The sequence below is a fragment of the Pseudaquabacterium rugosum genome, from assembly GCF_038066575.1.
GTDB lineage: Bacteria > Pseudomonadota > Gammaproteobacteria > Burkholderiales > Burkholderiaceae_C > Pseudaquabacterium > Pseudaquabacterium rugosum.
Genome location: NZ_JBBUTF010000036.1, coordinates 25,534 through 42,098 on the forward strand (window position 1 = coordinate 25,534; position 16,565 = coordinate 42,098).

General features: G+C 70.6%; 10 protein-coding genes, 1 pseudogene and 1 riboswitch. Of the genes and pseudogenes, 2 read left to right on the plus strand and 9 right to left on the minus strand.

Annotated elements, in window-relative coordinates; all coding sequences use genetic code 11:
- Positions 1-139: 139 nt before the first annotated feature.
- Complete coding sequence (gene gntR / locus AACH11_RS23895; RefSeq protein WP_341376801.1) at positions 140-1,213, plus strand: HTH-type transcriptional regulator GntR; 1,074 nt, start codon at positions 140-142, stop codon at positions 1,211-1,213.
- 13 nt (positions 1,214-1,226) lie between these two features.
- On the opposite strand, the gene atzF is transcribed toward gntR, so the two are convergent.
- The 7 genes from atzF to AACH11_RS23930 form a co-directional block, all read right to left on the minus strand.
- Positions 1,227-3,095 carry an allophanate hydrolase gene (gene atzF, locus AACH11_RS23900; RefSeq protein WP_341376802.1) on the minus strand — a complete coding sequence of 623 codons (1,869 nt, stop codon included), beginning with the start codon at positions 3,093-3,095 and terminating at the stop codon, positions 1,227-1,229.
- Positions 3,096-3,207: 112 nt separating this feature from the next.
- Complete coding sequence (gene uca / locus AACH11_RS23905; RefSeq protein WP_341376803.1) at positions 3,208-6,930, minus strand: urea carboxylase; 3,723 nt, start codon at positions 6,928-6,930, stop codon at positions 3,208-3,210.
- Between the two features lie 5 nt (positions 6,931-6,935).
- A complete protein-coding gene (locus tag AACH11_RS23910; RefSeq protein WP_341376804.1) occupies positions 6,936-7,619 on the minus strand; it encodes an urea amidolyase associated protein UAAP2 in 684 nt (227 codons plus the stop codon).
- Positions 7,620-7,669: 50 nt separating this feature from the next.
- Positions 7,670-8,479 carry an urea amidolyase associated protein UAAP1 gene (locus AACH11_RS23915; protein ID WP_341376805.1) on the minus strand — a complete coding sequence of 270 codons (810 nt, stop codon included), beginning with the start codon at positions 8,477-8,479 and terminating at the stop codon, positions 7,670-7,672.
- A gap of 71 nt (positions 8,480-8,550) precedes the next feature.
- Positions 8,551-9,393, minus strand: coding sequence for an ABC transporter ATP-binding protein (locus tag AACH11_RS23920; protein WP_341376806.1), 843 nt, complete (start codon positions 9,391-9,393; stop codon positions 8,551-8,553).
- A 3-nt stretch (positions 9,394-9,396) separates the two neighbouring features.
- Positions 9,397-10,299, minus strand: a complete 903-nt coding sequence (locus AACH11_RS23925; protein ID WP_341376807.1) for an ABC transporter permease — start codon at positions 10,297-10,299, stop codon at positions 9,397-9,399.
- Positions 10,283-11,290, minus strand: coding sequence for an ABC transporter substrate-binding protein (locus AACH11_RS23930; protein ID WP_341376808.1), 1,008 nt, complete (start codon positions 11,288-11,290; stop codon positions 10,283-10,285). The genes AACH11_RS23925 and AACH11_RS23930 overlap by 17 nt, the downstream gene beginning before the upstream one ends.
- 56 nt (positions 11,291-11,346) lie before the next feature.
- A riboswitch (guanidine-I (ykkC/yxkD leader) is annotated at positions 11,347-11,469 on the minus strand.
- Positions 11,470-11,818: 349 nt separating this feature from the next.
- Between AACH11_RS23930 and AACH11_RS23935 the strand changes: the two genes are divergently transcribed.
- Complete coding sequence (locus tag AACH11_RS23935) at positions 11,819-13,651, plus strand: methyl-accepting chemotaxis protein (RefSeq protein WP_341376809.1); 1,833 nt, start codon at positions 11,819-11,821, stop codon at positions 13,649-13,651.
- Between the two features lie 21 nt (positions 13,652-13,672).
- On the opposite strand, the pseudogene AACH11_RS23940 reads toward AACH11_RS23935, so the two are convergent.
- Positions 13,673-15,973 (minus strand): annotated as a pseudogene (locus tag AACH11_RS23940) (type I restriction endonuclease subunit R); the annotation flags it as partial.
- Positions 15,885-16,304 (minus strand): AAA family ATPase, encoded by a 420-nt coding sequence (locus tag AACH11_RS23945; protein ID WP_341376810.1) that lies wholly within the window; start codon positions 16,302-16,304, stop codon positions 15,885-15,887. The gene AACH11_RS23945 and the pseudogene AACH11_RS23940, both read right to left, overlap by 89 nt.
- Positions 16,305-16,565 lie beyond the last annotated feature (261 nt).

Here is a 16,565-nt window from a genome sequence, read left to right on the forward strand (position 1 = left end):
CGCAAAAAAGCAGGCCCGAGGCCTGCGGCGATGGCGGCGCCCTGCGGAATCCGGCCAGGGGATACTGCAGAGGCTGAACATGTTGGACAGCGCTATCCTAAACACGCCTTCTGCCCGAAACATCAGGGTTTCCACGAAGATGGACCGTGACGACGATCCCGGCGCCACCGGCGGCGCCCCATCGGCCGCCGCCCCGCGGCGCACCGCACGCCGGGCCACCGGCCGCATCACCCTCGACGACGTGGCCCGTGCCGCTGGCGTCAGCGCCATCACGGCGTCCCGGGCGCTGCGCGGCACCCGCGGCGTCGATCCCGCGCTGACCGAGCGGGTGCAGGCTGCCGCTGCACAACTGGGTTATGTGCCGGATCCCGCGGCCCGCGCGCTGGCCTCGGCCCACAGCCAGCATGTGGCGGTGCTGATCCCCATGCTGAGCAACACGCTGTTCGTCGAGCTGCTGGAATCGGTGCAGCGCACCCTCACGCCGGCCGGCTACCAGACGCTGATCGGCGTCACCCACTACCGTGCCGACGAGGAGGAGGCGCTGTTGCGCAGTTATCTGGCGCACCGGCCGGCCGGCCTGCTGCTGACCGGCTTCGACCGCACGCCGGCCGCCCAGGCCCTGGTCGACCACTGCGGCCTGCCCTGCGTGCACATGATGGAGACGCGCGAGGCGCCGGGCATCCACAGCGTGGGCTTCTCGCAGCAGGCCGCCGGCCGCGCGATCACCGAGCACCTGCTGTCCCGCGGCCGCCGCCGCATCGCCTACGTCGCCGGCCAGATGGACCCGCGCGTGATGCAGCGCGCCGACGGCTGGCGCGCCGCGCTGCGCGCCGCCGGCTGCCACGACCCCGCGCTGGAGCTGATGGATCCGGCGCCCACCAGCATGGCGCTGGGCGGCCGCCTGTTCCGCGAACTGATGGCCCGCCATCCGGACGTCGACGCCATCTTCTTCTGCAACGACGACCTGGCCCAGGGCGCCTCACTGGCCGCCCTGCGCATGGGCATCGAGGTGCCGCGCCAGGTGGCCCTGGCCGGCTTCAACGACCTGGACGGCAGCGACCAGATGATCCCGCCGCTGACCAGCGTGCGCACCCCGCGTGCCGAGGTCGGCGCCCAGGCGGCCTCGCTGCTGCTGAGCCTGATGCGAGGACAGCAGGGCGTGCGGGCGACGGTGGACGTGGGGTTCGAGCTGGTGGTGCGGCAGAGCAGCTGAAGCGTCGCGGGCCTCAGCTGCCGTTCTGGCTCGCCAGCCAGGCCCGCCACCCCCCATACCCCGTGATGTCCGTCGCCCCCTCCAGCGCCGCGGGCTCGCAGATGAAGCCCGGCACCGTGCTGCCGTCGGCCAGCCGGGTCTTGCCGATGCCCAGCGGCGCCGGAATCCCGGCGACGAAGCTGCCGAACTGCGCGGCCGGCAGTTCCCACACCTCGACCTCGATCGCGCGGCCCGACGGGTCGCCCGGGGCGTGGACCAGCGCCGGTCGCAGCAGGCGCTGGCCGCCGGGCGTGACGACGGGTGGCAGTGCGTACAGTCGGTGATCCGGCGTGGTGGTGGTGCACGCGACGAGGCGCGCGCCGCGGTCGGTGAGCTGGCCGTTGAGCGGCTGACCCGCCAGATGGGCGCCGCACACCGCCACGCGCAGCTGGCCCGAGGGCACGGCCGGTGTCACGGCCTGCGCGGCGGGCAACGGCTGGCCGGTGGCGCCCAGCGTGGCGGCGCGGCCCTGCAGCGCGGCCTGCCAGCGGCGCGCCAGGTGCAGCAGCGGCACGTCCTGGTGGGCCGGGGCGCACAGCGTGATGCCGTGCGGCATCGGCGCGCGGGCGCCGGGGCGCTCGACGAAGCCGGCGGGCACGGCCACGGCCGCGCAGTCCAGCAGGTTCATGAAGTTGGTGTACAGGCCGAGCTCGCTGTTGCGCACGATGGGCTCGGCCAGCATGGCCTCGATCGTCGGGTGGGTGGGCGCGGTGGGCGTCATCAGCACGTCGACCTGACGCCAGACCTGCGCAGCCTCGCGGCGCAGGGCCTGCAGCCGGTACTGGGCGGCGAAGGCGTCGGCGGCCAGCGGCTTCGCGCCGCCCAGCGTGATCTCGCGGGTGACCGGAAAGACCGCCTCGGGCTGCGCGTCGATGAAGGCGCGGATGGCCTGGTAGCGCTCGGCCACCCAGGGGCCGCCGTAGAGCAGGCGGGCCGTCTCCAGGAAGGGCGCGAAGTCGATCTCGATGACCTCGGCGCCCAGGTCGCGGGCCTGGTCGACGGCGCGGGCGAAGGCCTGGGCATCGACCGCGCTGCCGCAGAAGTCGAGCCGGTCCGCGCGCGGGATGCCGATGCGCGGGGCGGTCAGGGTGCCGACGTCCACGCCGTGCGGCTCGGCGGGCCGGGCATAGGCGTCGGCCGCATCGAAGGCGGCGGCCACGCTGAACACGCGGTGGGCGTCGTCGGCCGTCAGCGCGAAGATCGAGATCGTGTCCAGCGTGCGGCAGGCGGGCACCACGCCGCTGGCGCTCAGCAGGCCCAGCGTCGGCTTCAGGCCCACCAGGTGGTTGAAGAAGGCCGGCACGCGGCCGGAGCCCGCGGTGTCGGTGCCCAGCGAGAAGCTGACCTGGCCGAGCGCCACCGACACAGCCGAGCCCGAGCTGCTGCCGCCCGAGACATAGGCCGGATCATGGGCGTTTCGGCAGGCACCGAAGGGCGAGCGCGTGCCGTTCAGGCCGGTGGCGAACTGGTCGAGGTTGGTCTTGCCGATCGGGATGGCGCCGGCTTCGATCAGGCGCTGCACGACGAAGGCCGAGGTCGCGGGCGTGTAGGCATAGGCGGGGCAGCCGGCGGTGGTGGGCACGCCGGCCAGATCGATGTTGTCCTTGACGGCGAAGGGGATGCCGTAGAGCGGCTGGCCGGCCGGACCCTGCGCCATCCGAGCGCAGGCTTCGGCGCGCAGCGTGTCGGCGTCACGCACGGTGATCCAGGCGTGGTGCGGATCGTCGCCGATGCGTCGCAGCGCCTCGATGACCACGTCCTCGGGGGTGACGGCGCCGTCCTGCAGGGCCTGGCCCAGGCTCATCAGGTCGAACGACAGGGTGGAGAGATCGGCCGGGTGCATGGTGGGTCCTGACGTCGGAGGTGAGGGTTTCAGCAAACGGTATGGATGGGGTGTCATGACGGCCGCCTGAGGTCCGCAGGGGTGCGCCAAGACGCCGCACCCTGCGTGTGACTCAGGCCAGCACCGCCACGGTCTGCCCGGCCTGCACGGCGCCGGCGGCCTTGCAGCCCAGGCGCAGCACGGTGCCGGCGCGCGGTGCGGTGATCGGGAATTCCATCTTCATCGACTCGACGACGAGCAGCGTCTGGCCGGCCGCCACCGTGTCGCCCTCGGCCACCAGCAGCTGCCAGACGCTGCCCTGCACCGCACTGGCCACGGCCTGGGCGCCGTCGGGCAGCGTGTCCTCGGGTGGCGCTTCGGCCGCGGCGCTGTCGTCGGCCAGGTACTCGGCCTGGCCAGCGGCGCGCCAGCGCTCGCGCTCGGCCTCGAAGGCGGCCTGCTGGCGGGCCTTGAAGGCGGCGATGCTGTCGGCCTCGCGGGCCAGGAAGGCGCGGTAGTCCTTCAGGCGGAAGGTGGTCTCCTCGATGCGCAGGCTCGCGCGGCCGAGCGGGAAGTCCTGCCGCAGCCGCAGCAGTTCTTCCTCGCTGACGGGGTGGAACTGCAGCTGGTCGAAGAAGCGCAGCAGCCAGGGCTGGGCGAACTCGGGCGCCGCGCCCTCGCCGTGGCGCCAGCGGTTCCACATCTGCACCGTGCGGCCGACGAACTGGTAGCCGCCCGGCCCTTCCATGCCGTAGACGCAGAGGTAGGCGCCGCCGATGCCCACCGCGTTCTCCGGCGTCCAGGTGCGCGCCGGGTTGTACTTGGTGGTGACCAGGCGCTGGCGCGGATCCAGCGGCGTGGCCACCGGCGCGCCGAGGTAGACATCGCCCAGGCCCATCACCAGGTAGCGGGTGTCGAAGAACATCCGCTGCACGGCCTCGACGCTGTCGAGGTCGTTGATGCGGCGGATGAACTCGATGTTGCTCGGGCACCAGGGCGCGTCCGGGCGGACCGACTGCATGTACTTCTCGATCGCCAGCCGCGTCTGGCTGTCGTTCCAGGCCAGCGGCAGGTGCACGATGCGGCTGGGCACGGCCATGTCGTCGACCGGCGGCAGCGCGGCCTCCTCCTGCTGCAGCAGGCGCAGCAGGGTCTCGCGCGGCAGCACGGCGGGGTCGAAGTGCAGCTGCAGCGAGCGGATGCCAGGCGTCAGGTCGATCAGCCCGGCCAGCTCGCCGCGCGCGCGGCGCGCCTGCAGCACCTGCATCAGCACGTGCACGCGCAGGCGCAGCTCGATGTCCAGCATCAGCGGGCCGAACTCGACCAGCAGGTAGCGGTCGCCGGCCTGGCGGATGACCATGGCCGGCACGTCCTCGCGTGCGGGGTCTTCCAGCAGGATCGGGCTCGGGCAGGCCTGGGCGTCGTCCTGAGGGGCCTCTGGCAGAGCCGGCGGCTGCGTCGAGCGGGCGGTTGTCGCCGCGCCCGCCGGCGTGTCCACGGCGGCCGCGCCAGCGCCACTCCCCGCCAGCCAGGCCAATGCGGCCTCCTGCTGCACGCTGCGTGACTCGGCCTGCGCCAGGCTCAGGCGGTGGAAGCGCACGGTGTCACCCGGGCGCAGCTGGCCCAGCTTCCACAGCTCGGCATCGACCACCACCGCCGGGCAGACGAAGCCGCCCAGGCTGGGGCCGTCGGGGCCGAGGATGACCGGCATGTCGCCGGTGAAGTCGATGGCGCCGATGGCGTAGGCGTTGTCGTGGATGTTGGACGGATGCAGGCCGGCCTCGCCGCCGTCCGGCCGTGCCCATCGCGGCCTGGGGCCGATCAGGCGCACGCCGGTGCGGCTGGAGTGGTAGTGCACCTGCCAGTCGGTGGCGAAGAACTGCGCGACGTCGTCCGGGGTGAAGAAGTCGGGCGCGCCGTGCGGGCCGTAGAGCACGCCGATGTCCCAGTGGTGGCCGAGGGCCGGGCGCAGTTCGGGGGGCGCGGCGCGCCCGGCCTGGCCCCGGGCCAGCGCGCAGGCCGGATCGGCCAGATGCACCATGTCACCGACCCGCAGCGCGCGGCCGGCATGGCCGCCGAACTGGCCGAGCGTGAAGGTGCTGCGGCTGCCCAGATAGGTCGGCACGTCGATGCCGCCGCCCACCGCGATCGCCAGCCGGCAGCCGCTGTCGGCCAGCCGGCCCACGGCCAGCACGCCACCGGCCGGCACCGCCAGCGCCTGCCACATCGGCACCGGCTGGCCGTCGAGCGTGACCGGCGCCGGCGCGCCGGTGACCGCCACCACCGCCGCGCAGTGGAAGCGCAGCACCGGTCCGGCCATCGTGCATTCCAGCGCCGCCGCGTCCGCCGTGTTGCCGACCAGCGCATTGGCCACGCGGTGGCCCCAGGCGTCCATCGGGCCCGAGGGCGGCACGCCCACGTCCCAGTGGCCCTGGCGCGCCGGCCAGTCCTGCACCGTGGTCTGCACGCCGCCGTCCAGCACCTCGAAGGCCTGCGGCACGTGCTGCCGCGTGCCGAGAAAGCGCGTGGTCTGTCGCCCCTGGCGGAACACCGGCTCGGCCAGGATCTGGCGCAGATAGGCCAGATTGGTCTCGATGCCGGCGATGCGGGTATCGGCCAGCGCCTGCTGCAGCTGCGCCAGCGCCTGTTCGCGCGTGGGTGCGGTGACGATCAGCTTGGCCAGCATCGGGTCGTAGTGGGCCGAGACCTCGGTGCCGCGCTCGATCCAGGTGTCCACCCGCAGCGCCGGGCCCGGGCCGGCCTGCGCGCCCGCGGGCCAGCGCACCTCGGTCAGCACGCCGGTGGCGGGCTGGAAGCCGCGTGCCGGATCCTCCGCATACAGCCGCACCTGGATGGACGCGCCCTGCGGCCGCGGCTGCAGCGTGGCCAGCGGCGGCAGATCCCCCGCGGCCAGGCGCACCATCCACGCGACCAGATCGACACCGCAGACCTGCTCGGTCACGCCGTGCTCGACCTGCAGCCGGGTGTTGACCTCCAGGAACCAGAACTCGCCGCTGTCGGCATCCAGCACGAACTCCACCGTGCCGGCGTTGCGGTAGTCCACCTGCTGCGCCAGGCGCACCGCGGTGGCCTGCAGCGCCTGGCGCTGCGCGTCGCTCAGGCCGGGGGCGGGCGTCTCCTCGATCACCTTCTGGTTGCGGCGCTGGGCCGAGCAGTCGCGCTCGCCGAGCGCGATCACGCCGCCGCGTCCGTCACCGAAGATCTGCACCTCGATGTGGCGCGCCCGCTCGACGAACTTCTCCAGGAACAGCCCCGCATCCTTGAAGTTGGCACTCGCCAGGCGCTGTACGGCGCCGTAGGCCTCGCCCAGCTCGGCGTCGTCGCGCACCAGGCGCATGCCGATGCCGCCGCCGCCGGCCGTGCTCTTGAGCATCACCGGATAGCCGATGCGTGCGGCCTCCTGCAGCGCATGGTCTGGATCGCGCAGCAGGCCCGAGCCCGGCAGCAGCGGCACGCCGCAGGATTCGGCCAGGGCCCGCGCCGTGTGCTTGAGGCCGAAGGCGCGCATCTGCGCCGGCGTCGGGCCGATGAAGGCGATGCCGGCGTCCTCGCAGGCCTGGGCGAAGCCGGGGTTCTCCGACAGGAAGCCGTAGCCGGGATGGATGGCCTGGGCGCCGCTGCGCCGGGCGATGTCCAGCAGTACGTCCTGGCGCAGGTAGCTGTCGGCGGCCAGGGCCGGGCCGATGCAGAAGGCCTCGTCGGCCTCGCGCACATGCAGCGAGCCCACGTCGGCCTCGGAATGCACGGCCACGCTGCCGATGCCCAGCGACCTGAGGGTGCGGATGATGCGGCAGGCGATCGCGCCGCGGTTGGCGATCAGGATCTTGGTGAACATGGGCTTCAGGCTCCGTCCCAGATCAGGAATTCGACCGGCGTCGGCTCGTAGGCATTGCAGGGGTTGTTCAGCTGTGGGCAGTTCGACACCAGCATCCAGACGTCGCGCTCGGCCCGCAGCTCCACGTACTTGCCGGGTGCGGAGACGCCGTCGGCGAAGGTCAGCCCACCCTCGGGCGTCACCGGCACGTTCATGAAGAAGTTGATGTTGGGCACCAGATCGCCCTTGCCCAGCCCGATGTCGGCCTGGGCCAGCGCCAGCAGGTAGTTGTCGCGGCAGCTGTGCATGAACTTCTTCTGCAGCGCGTAGCGCACGGTGTTGCTCTCGGCCGCGCAGGCGCCGCCGAGCGTGTCGTGGCGGCCGCAGGTGTCGGCCACGATGGTCAGCAGCGGGCGGCCGGTGTTGCTCAGCAGCACCGAGCCGGTGCCCAGGTACACGCTGCCCTGGTTGAGCAGCGTGCGGTTGGCGCTGTAGTGCTCGGCCGGGTCATGGCGGTCGTAGAAGATGACGTCGACGGCCTGGTTGCCTTCCAGGTCGAGGATGCGCAGCGTCTGGCCCTGGCGGATCTCGGTCAGCCAGGGCTCGCCTGCGGGCTGACGGTGGCGGCGCACGGCGGTGGCCGGATCCAGCCGGCTGGGCTGCAGCACGGGCAGGGCAGGGGCGGTGTCTCGGGCGGTGTCGGTGCTCATGGCGGAGGCCTCCGGAGGCAGGGGCAGCAGGTTCGGCGTGGGCGGGCGGCTCAGCACAGGGCCAGCACGTCGCTGTTGTGGTGGGCGCGCGCGCATTCGGGGCGGAAGCGGCGGCAGAGGTCGTCGGCCGGCGCCGGGCCCTTGCGCCAGCCGGCGATGCCGACCTTGGCGGGAGCCCACCGCGGGCGCGGATCCAGCGGATGCGGCGCGGTGCTGATGGCGAGGATGACGTCCATGTCCAGGCGCAGCTCGACCATCGCGCCGGCCGGCGCATGGGCCGCGTCGAAGCGGAAGCGGCCTGCCTCGTCGACGCTCACCTTGCTGAACAGGTTGACGGGCGTGATCAGGTCGCGCGCACCCAGGCCGTGCTTGCCGATCTCGATCAGCAGGCCGTCCTCGCCGCTGCGGTGCATGCCGTTGCGGGCCGTCTCGTAGCGGCAGTCGCCGTACTTCGCGGCCATGCGCGGGCTGTCCAGCAGCAGGCCGAAGGGGTCGTGCCAGCCCAGCGTGTCCTCGGTGATCGAGGCCATCGCGCGGCCCATGTCGCTCATCAGCACATGGCCCTGGCGGTAGTGGGCGGTGTGCTGCGCCTTCAGGCTGTCGGGCGCGTTGTAGCGCTCCAGGCGGTCATGGGCGGCGTACAGCAGCACCGAGCAGTTGGCGCCCGCATCGAGCGCGACGAAGCGCAGCGCCATGCCGCGGCTCAGGCGCCAGCTCCAGTGGCCGCCGCCGGGCACCACCTCGCTGAAGACGACGCGCTCGGCCGGCAGATCCGGTGCGAAGCGTTGCCAGTGGGCCGGGGCGTCGACCGGCTGGTGGGCGGGCGGGTTGTCGAGCAGATGGGCGGGATGTTCGGACATGGGATCTCCCTGGCGGCCCGGTTCAGGGGCGGCCACACGGGGTGGGAAGAGTGGGATGGGGCGGTCCGGCCTCAGGCCGGTGCGGTGCGCGAGAGCTGTTCCAGCAGCTCCAGATCGGTCTGCATGCCGGAGGTCTCGCGGATGCGGTCCAGGATGCGGCGCTTGAGTGCCAGGAACTCGGGCGCGTGCTTCATCGACTGCTCGCGGCGTGCGGGCAGCGGCACCTCGTAGACCGTGTCGATGCGCCCGGGGCGCGGGGCCATCAGCACCACGCGCTGGCCGAGGTAGATCGCCTCCTCGACATCGTGGGTGACGAAGGCGATGGTGGCCTGCTCCAGCCGGTGCACGTGCAGGATCAGGTCGTGCATCACCTCGCGCGTCTGCGCGTCGAGCGCGCCGAAGGGCTCGTCCATCAGCAGGATGTCGGGCCGGCTCATCAGCGCGCGGGCGATGGCCACGCGCTGCTGCATGCCGCCCGAGAGCTGGTTGGGCCAGGCCTCGGCCACGTGGGCCAGGCCCATCAGCCGCAGCAGCGCATCGGCGCGGCCGGCCGCGGCCTCCACATCGGCGCTGCTGCGATCGCGGGTGTGGACCTGCAGCCGGCGGCAGAACTTGATGTTCTCGCGCACCGACATCCACGGATAGAGGCTGTAGTGCTGGAACACCATCGCGCGCTCCGGGCCGGGGCCGTGCACCGGCCGGCCGTCGATCTGCAGCGTGCCGCCGGTGGGCGTCTCCAGCCCGCCGATCGAGCGCAGCAGCGTGGACTTGCCGCAGCCCGAGGCGCCGACGAAGGTGACGAAGGCATTGGCCTCGATGCGCAGGCTGACGTCCTGCAGCGCGTCGTGGCGGGCCCGCTCATAGCGCTTGAACAGGCCGCGGGCCTCGATCTTGGGTTGGGGCGTGGTGTCCATCGCTCAACCCTTCAGGTGCAGCCAGGGGAAGGCCCGGCGGTGGGCCCAGCGGAACAACTGATCGGTCAGCAGACCGATCAGGCCGATCAGCAGGATGCCGGCGAAGATCTTGTCGGTCTGCAGGAAGCGCTGGGCCTTGAGGATGGCGTAGCCCAGGCCCGAGTTGGCGGCCACCAGCTCGGCCACCACCAGATAGGTCCAGGCCCAGCCCATGGTCACGCGCATGGTGTCCAGCAGGGCCGGTGCGGCCGAGGGGAAGATCACCTTCTCGATCAGCTCGGTGCGCGTGGCGCCCAGCGTCTGCGCGGCCTCGATCTGCGCCAGCGGCACGCGGCGCACGTCCTCGGCCACCATCAGCACCATCTGGAAGAAGGTGCCGATGAAGATGATGGCCACCTTGGACGACTCCTCGATGCCCACCCACAGCATGACCAGCGGGATGAAGGCCACCGCCGGCATGTAGCGGATGAAGTCGGTCAGCGGCTCCAGCAGCGCCTGCACGACACGGAAGCTGCCGATCATCAGCCCCAGCGGCAGCGCGAGGGCGGCCGACAGCAGGAAGCCGCCGAGCACGCGGCCGACGCTGACCCGCATGTCGCCGGCCAGGTCACCCGCCTGCCACCAGTCGGCCAGGCGGCTCCAGACCTGGGCCGGCGAGGGCAGGAAGACGGCATCGGCCGCGTCGCCGGCCCGGCCCGCGGTGCCGGCCCACCACAGCGCCAGCGGCAGCACCAGCCCGGCCAGCGCCAGCAGCGCCCGGGCCCGCGCCGGGATCGCCGCGCGCACCGACCACCAGCGCGAGGGCCGTGCCGATGCGGGCAGGGCCACGGGCCGTGGCACGGTCTCGGCGGGTATTCCGGGACTCCTCAGGATCTCGGCCATGTCCAGCTCACGGCTTGAGTGCATCGGCCAGCAGCGAGGCGTCGATGGCCTTGCCCACGTCCGGCGTGCCCTCGATCAGCTTGTTGTCTGCCAGGAACTTCACCACCGTGGGCGCCACGCTGAGCAGCGACAGCGGCTGCGAGGCCGGGCCCATCGCCTCCTGGTTCAGCTTCGCGTCGAAGAAGCGGGTGCCGGGCAGGAAGACCTTGTACTCGTCGGGCTTGAGGCTGACCACCTTGCTCATGATCGCAGCGGCCTCGTCGGGCCTGTTCTGGATGAAGGCCACGGTGTCGAACCACGCGCGGATCATGCCGACCAGGTCCTTGCGCTTGGTCTTGATCGCCTTGTCCTGCGCGACCAGCAGATCGGGGATCAGGCCCGGCAGGTCCTTCGAGGTGAACAGCGCCTTGCCCTTGCCGCTGCTCTCGATCTGGTGGATCCAGGGGTTCCACACCACCGCCGCATCGACGCGGCCGCTCATGAAGGCCGCGGCCGCATCGCCGGCGGCCAGGTTGACGAGCTTGATGTCGCCCATCTTCATGCCGTTCTTGGCCAGCGCGTTGACCAGCACGAAGTGCGAGACGCTGAACTGCTCCAGCGCCACCGACTTGCCCTTCAGGTCCTTGAAGGACTTGATCTTCGGGCTGACCACCAGCGCGTCATTGCCGGCCGAGTTGTCGTTGACCAGCACCACCTTCAGCGGCAGGCCCTTGGCCAGCGGGCCCATGGTGTCGGACCAGGTCTGCGCGTTGGCATCGAGCTGGCCGGCCGACAGCGCCGAGATCGAGTCCGTGTAGTTCGCGAACCAGACCAGCTTGACGTCGGCGCCGTGCTTCTTGAAGTAGCCCTTCTGCTCGGCCACGTACCAGGCCACCCAGCCCGGCCAGTCCGACACACCGACCTTGACCTCGGCACGGGCCGCGGGGGCGCCCAGCAGGGCGAGGGCGAAGACGCTGCCGGCCACGGCCAGCGAGGCGGCACGGGCCGCGAGACGGTTGCGCAGGGAAGTCGACATCTGAGGCTCCAGTCGGTCGGGACAATGCAGGAGGCCACCTTCGCGATGCGAAGTGAACCTCCCGGGCTTTTGTCCCGCCGTGGAACCTGCTGCCGCTGTCAGGGCGGGCCTCAGGCCGGCCGCTCTCGGACCAGACACGCACCGGCTGGCGGCACGTCGGAACCCTAGCGACCCTCAAGACACCGTGGGGGTGCCTCCTGCGGGAGGGTTAGCGAGTTTCGTGCCTGTGTCGATGGCACGGTGTGCGCCCCGTCTTGGGGCTTCGCTGCCTGTGGAGCGCGCAAGGGCGGGCCGGCTCGCACTCCAGTGGTGCGATTCCCCGCACCCGGTGGCCGCGGGTGGCGCCATACCCGAGCGGTGGCATGCCGGGCCCCGGCCACGTCGGTCGCGTGTCGACGCACCTGTTCATTGCGCACATCCGTCACGCCAGCGGCCCACACGGGCGTCATGCGCCTTCACGCCGCGCCATGCCGGCCGAGAACCCGGAATCCGGTCCACGGCATCCGTCTTTCTCCGAGGCTGCACACCATGTTCAACACCCTGCGAGCGCGCCTGATCGGCGTCAGCGTCTCCATCGCCGTCCTGACCCCGATCGTCCTGTCGTCGGTGACCTTCGGGATCGTCCGCGGCAACACCCTGTCGGCGCTCGACGACCGCATCAGCAGCACCACCCGCGGGTCCGCGCGGGAGCTGTCGGACTGGGTGGCGAACAAGCAGCGCACGGCGCATGCGGTCACCCGGGCGATCGCTCTGGTCGATGCCGATCCGATGCCAGCGCTCGATGTGGCGCGCCTGGCCGGTGACATGGATTCGGTCGGCGTCGGCATGAGCGACAAGCGCGCGTTCTTCAGCGGCTGGACCGCCCCGGCCGGCTACGACGCCACGACGCGGCCCTGGTATCAACTGGCCGTCAAGACGGGCACCCCGACCTTCACGGCACCGTATGTCGACGCGGCCAGCAAGACGCTGTACATCAGCTTCGTCGAGCCCGTGCTCGCGGCCGGTGGCGGCGCCGCCATCGGGGTCGCCACCGCTGATTCGAAGATGACCTCGATCGTCAAGAAGGTCAGCGGCATCCGCCCCTTGGACAAGAGCTTCGCCCTGCTCGTCGACGGCAGCAACCACACCATCCTGGCGCACGAACGCCAGGAACTCACCCTCAAGCCCGTCACCGACCTGGCCAAGGGCCTGGACGCCGCGCTGCTGCAGAAGCTGGTGGCCGAGGGCGGCCGTGCCGACGTCGAGATCGATGGCGCCGCACAGATGGTCTATGCCGCCAAGGTCGACGGTACGCCCTGGGTTCTGCTGACGGCCGTGGACCGCGCCGAAGCCACCGCCGGGCTGAACGCGCTGATGCGCACGACCCTCATCATCGCCGTGCTGTGCGTGCTGGTCGCCGGCGCCCTGGTGTCGGCCTTCGTCCACCGCCAGCTGCGCCGCCTGGACCTGGTGCGCGATGCGCTCGAGGACATCGCCTCCGGCGACGGCGACCTGACGCGGCGCATGGACAGCACCGGTGGCGACGAGCTGTCGCAGATCGCCGCGGCCTTCAACCGCTTCGCCGACAAGATCTCCTCGGTGCTGCTGCGCATCCGCGAATCGTCCGAATCGGTGCGCGTGGCCGCCAGCGAGATCGCCACCGGCAACAACGATCTGTCGGTGCGCACCGAATCGCAGGCCAGCGCGCTGCAGCAGACCGCCGCCGCGATGGATCAGCTGACCGGCAGCGTGCGGCAGAACGCCGAGAGCGCCGCGCAGGCCGACCAGCTCGTCGCCAAGACCGCGCAGGTGGCCAGCCGCGGCGGTGACGTGATGCAGCAGGTCGTGCGCACGATGGGCGGCATCGACGCGGCCTCGCGCAAGATCGTCGACATCATCGGCACCATCGACGGCATCGCCTTCCAGACCAACATCCTGGCGCTGAACGCCTCGGTGGAAGCCGCCCGCGCGGGCGAGCAGGGCCGCGGCTTCGCCGTCGTCGCCGCCGAGGTGCGCACGCTGGCCAGCCGCAGCGCCGACGCGGCCAAGCAGATCAAGACCCTGATCAACGACTCCGTCGAGCAGGTCGGCGCCGGCAGCAGCCTGGTGCAGGACGCCGGCGCGACGATGCAGGAGGTGGTCGACAGCATCCGCGGCCTGACCACCATCGTCGCGGAGATCAGCAGCGCCAGCCGCGAGCAGAGCGGCGGCATCACCGAAGTGGGCTCGTCCGTCTCCCAGATGGACCAGGGCACGCAACAGAACGCCGCCTTGGTGGAAGAGGCTGCCGCCGCGGCGCAGTCGCTGCAGCAGCAGGCCACCGCGCTGGCCGATGCGGTGGCGGGATTCAAGCTGCCGCAGGGGCAGCGGTCGATGGCCTGACGGCGGCGCGATCGGGCCCGTTCACCGGGCCCATTCGTTGCCGATCGTCTCGGCCTGTTCAAGCACCAGGCTCACCGCGGCATCCGCCAGGTCCGGCGGGTACTTGTACTTGCGCAGGACGCGCTTGACCATCAGCCGCAGCTTGGCCCGCACGCTCTCGCGCTGGGCCCAGTCCACGCTGATGTTCTGCCGCAGGCTGGTCGTCAGTTCGTGGGCGATCCTCTTCAGCGTTTCGTCGCTGAGCTCTCGCACCGCCGATTCATTGACGATCAGCGCGTCGTAGAACTTCAGCTCGTCTTCGCTCAGGCCCAGGCTCTCTCCGCGAGAGGCCGCCTCCCGGAACTTCCGGGCCATCTCCACCAGCTCTTCCATCACCTGCGCGGTTTCGATGGACCGGTTCTGGTAGCGCTTGATCACGTTGCCCAGCAGCTCGGAGAACTTGCGCTCCTGCACCACGTGGGTGGCGAAGCGGCTCTTGATCTCTCCCTCCAGCAGGCGTTCCAGCAGCTCCACCGCCAGGTTGCGCTCGGGCAGGTTCCGCACCTGGGCCAGGAACTCGTCGTCCAGCAGGCCAATGTCGGGCTTGTCCAGGCCCACGGCATCGAAGATGTCCACCACGCGGTCCGACACCACGGCCGAGCTGATGATCTGGCGGATGGCCAGCTCGCGCTGCTCGTCGGTCTTCTTCTGCTGGGTGATGTCCTTCTTCGTCAGGATCACCTTCACGGCCTGCATGAAGGCCACCTCTTCTCGCACGGCCTTGGCCTCGTCGAGCGTGCAGCACAGCGTGAAGGCCTTGCTCATGGCCAGCGCCGTGTCGGCGAAGCGCTTCTTGCCGTCGCGCTGACCCTCGCTCTTCAGGCCCAGCACGTGGTTGGCCGCACCGGCCAGCACCTTGTGTCCGCCGGTGAGGAAGCCGCTGTGGTCAAAGCCATGCAGCATGGCGCGCAGCACGTCGAGCTTTTCTGCCAGCACGGCGTAGGCCTCGTGGGCATCGACCGTCGGCTTGCCCCGGCCCTTGCTGGCCGTGTACTCCTTCATCGCGGCCTTCAGCTCGTTGCCGATGCCGATGTAGTCGACCACCAGGCCGCCCTGCTTGTCCTTGAACACGCGGTTCACGCGGGCGATGGCCTGCATCAGGTTGTGGCCCTTCATGGGCTTGTCCACGTACAGCGTGTGCACGCATGGCGCGTCGAAGCCGGTCAGCCACATGTCCCGCACGATCACCAGGCGCAGCGGGTCGGCCGGGTCCTTGAAGCGCTTCTCCAGCCGCTTCTTGACCTGGCCGCTGTAGATGTGCGGGCGCAGCAGCGCCTTGTCGCTGGCCGAGCCTGTCATCACGATCTTGATGGCACCCTTCTCGGGGTCCGGGTCGTGCCAATCCGGGCGCAGCTGGATGATCGCGTCGTGGAGGTGCACGCAGATGTCGCGGCTCATGGCCACGACCATGGCCTTGCCGTTCTGCGCCTGGTTGCGCTCCTCGAAGTGCCGGACCAGATCGGCCGCCACCGCCGCCACCCGGGGCTCCGCGCCCACCACCTTCTCCAGCGCGGCCCAGCGGCTCTTGAGCCTGGCCTGGGTGCTTTCCTCCTCGTCCTCGGCCAGCTCGTCGACCTCGTCATCGAGCTGTGGCAGCTCGTTCTCGTTCAGGCGGAGCTTGGCCAGCCGGCTCTCGTAGTAGATGGCGACGGTGGCGCCATCTTCCTTGGCCTGCTGCATGTCGTAGACATGGATGTAGTCGCCGAACACGGCGCGCGTGTCGCGGTCCTCACTGGCCACGGGCGTGCCGGTGAAGGCCACGAAGGTGGCGTTGGGCAAGGCATCGCGCAGGTGCTGGGCATAGCCGGCCTGGTACTTGTGCTCGACCTCGTAGGCGGCCTGCTCGAAATTGGCCGGCAGTGCCGAACTGGCCTCATCCCCCGACGTCACCGCAGACGCCGCCGCACCGGACGCACCCACCCTGCGCTTGACCGTCTTGAGCTTGGCCTCGAACCCGTACTGCGTGCGGTGCGCCTCGTCGGCGATCACGACGATGTTGTGGCGGTCCGACAGCACCGGGAAGGTGTCCTCGTCCTCGCCCGGCATGAACTTCTGGATGGTGGCGAACACGATGCCGCCCGAAGGCCGGTTGGCCAGCTTGGCGCGCAGGTCTTGCCGCGTCGCCACCTGCACGGGCTGCTCGCGCAACAGGTCTTGTGCCAGGCTGAACACGCCGAAGAGCTGGCCGTCCAGGTCATTGCGGTCGGTGATGACCACGATGGTGGGGTTGGCCATGGCCGGCTCCTGCATCAGCCTGCCCACCTTGCATGTGAATGTTGAAGATGGCGTCTTTTTCTTCATCGAACTCTGGCTCGACGGACGCCAGCACCAGCGGTGAGTGCGTGGCCACGATCAATTGCACGGGCACTTTCTGCCCGGTCAAGGCCTGCATGACCCCCAACAGCGCAGGCACGATGCGACGCTGCCATTGGGGGTGCAGGTGGCATTCGATCTCGTCAATGAGGAAGATGATTTCCTTGGCTTTTTTCTGATGGGTCCGCTCACAGGCCTTTTCGTGCTCACGCCAAGTCCACACCAACAGATAGGCCAATGCGGCAATGCGCCTCATGCCAGCAGACGCGTGGACCAAGGCCACATCTTGGCCGTATGGCATGCGCAGTGAGGGGTGGTCGGTCACATCCTCACCCAGCCGAACGGGATCTCCTGGGTTGAGTTTCTCAACGCCTGAGGGAGACAGGGCATCCAGCACCTTGATCAGGTCATTGAACGCAGGGTCCAGCCCTCGCTGCCACAACACGGCTCTGTTGCACAAACCCGTGAGCAGACGGCATGACCCCAGCCCCGGACGGACTCATGCCACGGCGACCACCGGCACGGTCTGCGGTCGGCCGATCTGACTGAAGCGATTGAGCAC

Excerpts from the sequence above, each read along its gene's own strand:
- AACH11_RS23935 (WP_341376809.1), top strand. The coding sequence starts at position 11,819 with ATGTTCAACACCCTGCGAGCGCGCCTGATCGGCGTCAGCGTCTCCATC.
- AACH11_RS23910 (WP_341376804.1), bottom strand. The coding sequence starts at position 7,619 with ATGAGCACCGACACCGCCCGAGACACCGCCCCTGCCCTGCCCGTGCTG.
- AACH11_RS23945 (WP_341376810.1), bottom strand. The coding sequence starts at position 16,304 with ATGCCATACGGCCAAGATGTGGCCTTGGTCCACGCGTCTGCTGGCATG.
- atzF (WP_341376802.1), bottom strand. The coding sequence starts at position 3,095 with ATGCACCCGGCCGATCTCTCCACCCTGTCGTTCGACCTGATGAGCCTG.
- AACH11_RS23930 (WP_341376808.1), bottom strand. The coding sequence starts at position 11,290 with ATGTCGACTTCCCTGCGCAACCGTCTCGCGGCCCGTGCCGCCTCGCTG.
- AACH11_RS23915 (WP_341376805.1), bottom strand. The coding sequence starts at position 8,479 with ATGTCCGAACATCCCGCCCATCTGCTCGACAACCCGCCCGCCCACCAG.
- AACH11_RS23925 (WP_341376807.1), bottom strand. The coding sequence starts at position 10,299 with ATGCACTCAAGCCGTGAGCTGGACATGGCCGAGATCCTGAGGAGTCCC.
- uca (WP_341376803.1), bottom strand. The coding sequence starts at position 6,930 with ATGTTCACCAAGATCCTGATCGCCAACCGCGGCGCGATCGCCTGCCGC.
- AACH11_RS23920 (WP_341376806.1), bottom strand. The coding sequence starts at position 9,393 with ATGGACACCACGCCCCAACCCAAGATCGAGGCCCGCGGCCTGTTCAAG.
- gntR (WP_341376801.1), top strand. The coding sequence starts at position 140 with ATGGACCGTGACGACGATCCCGGCGCCACCGGCGGCGCCCCATCGGCC.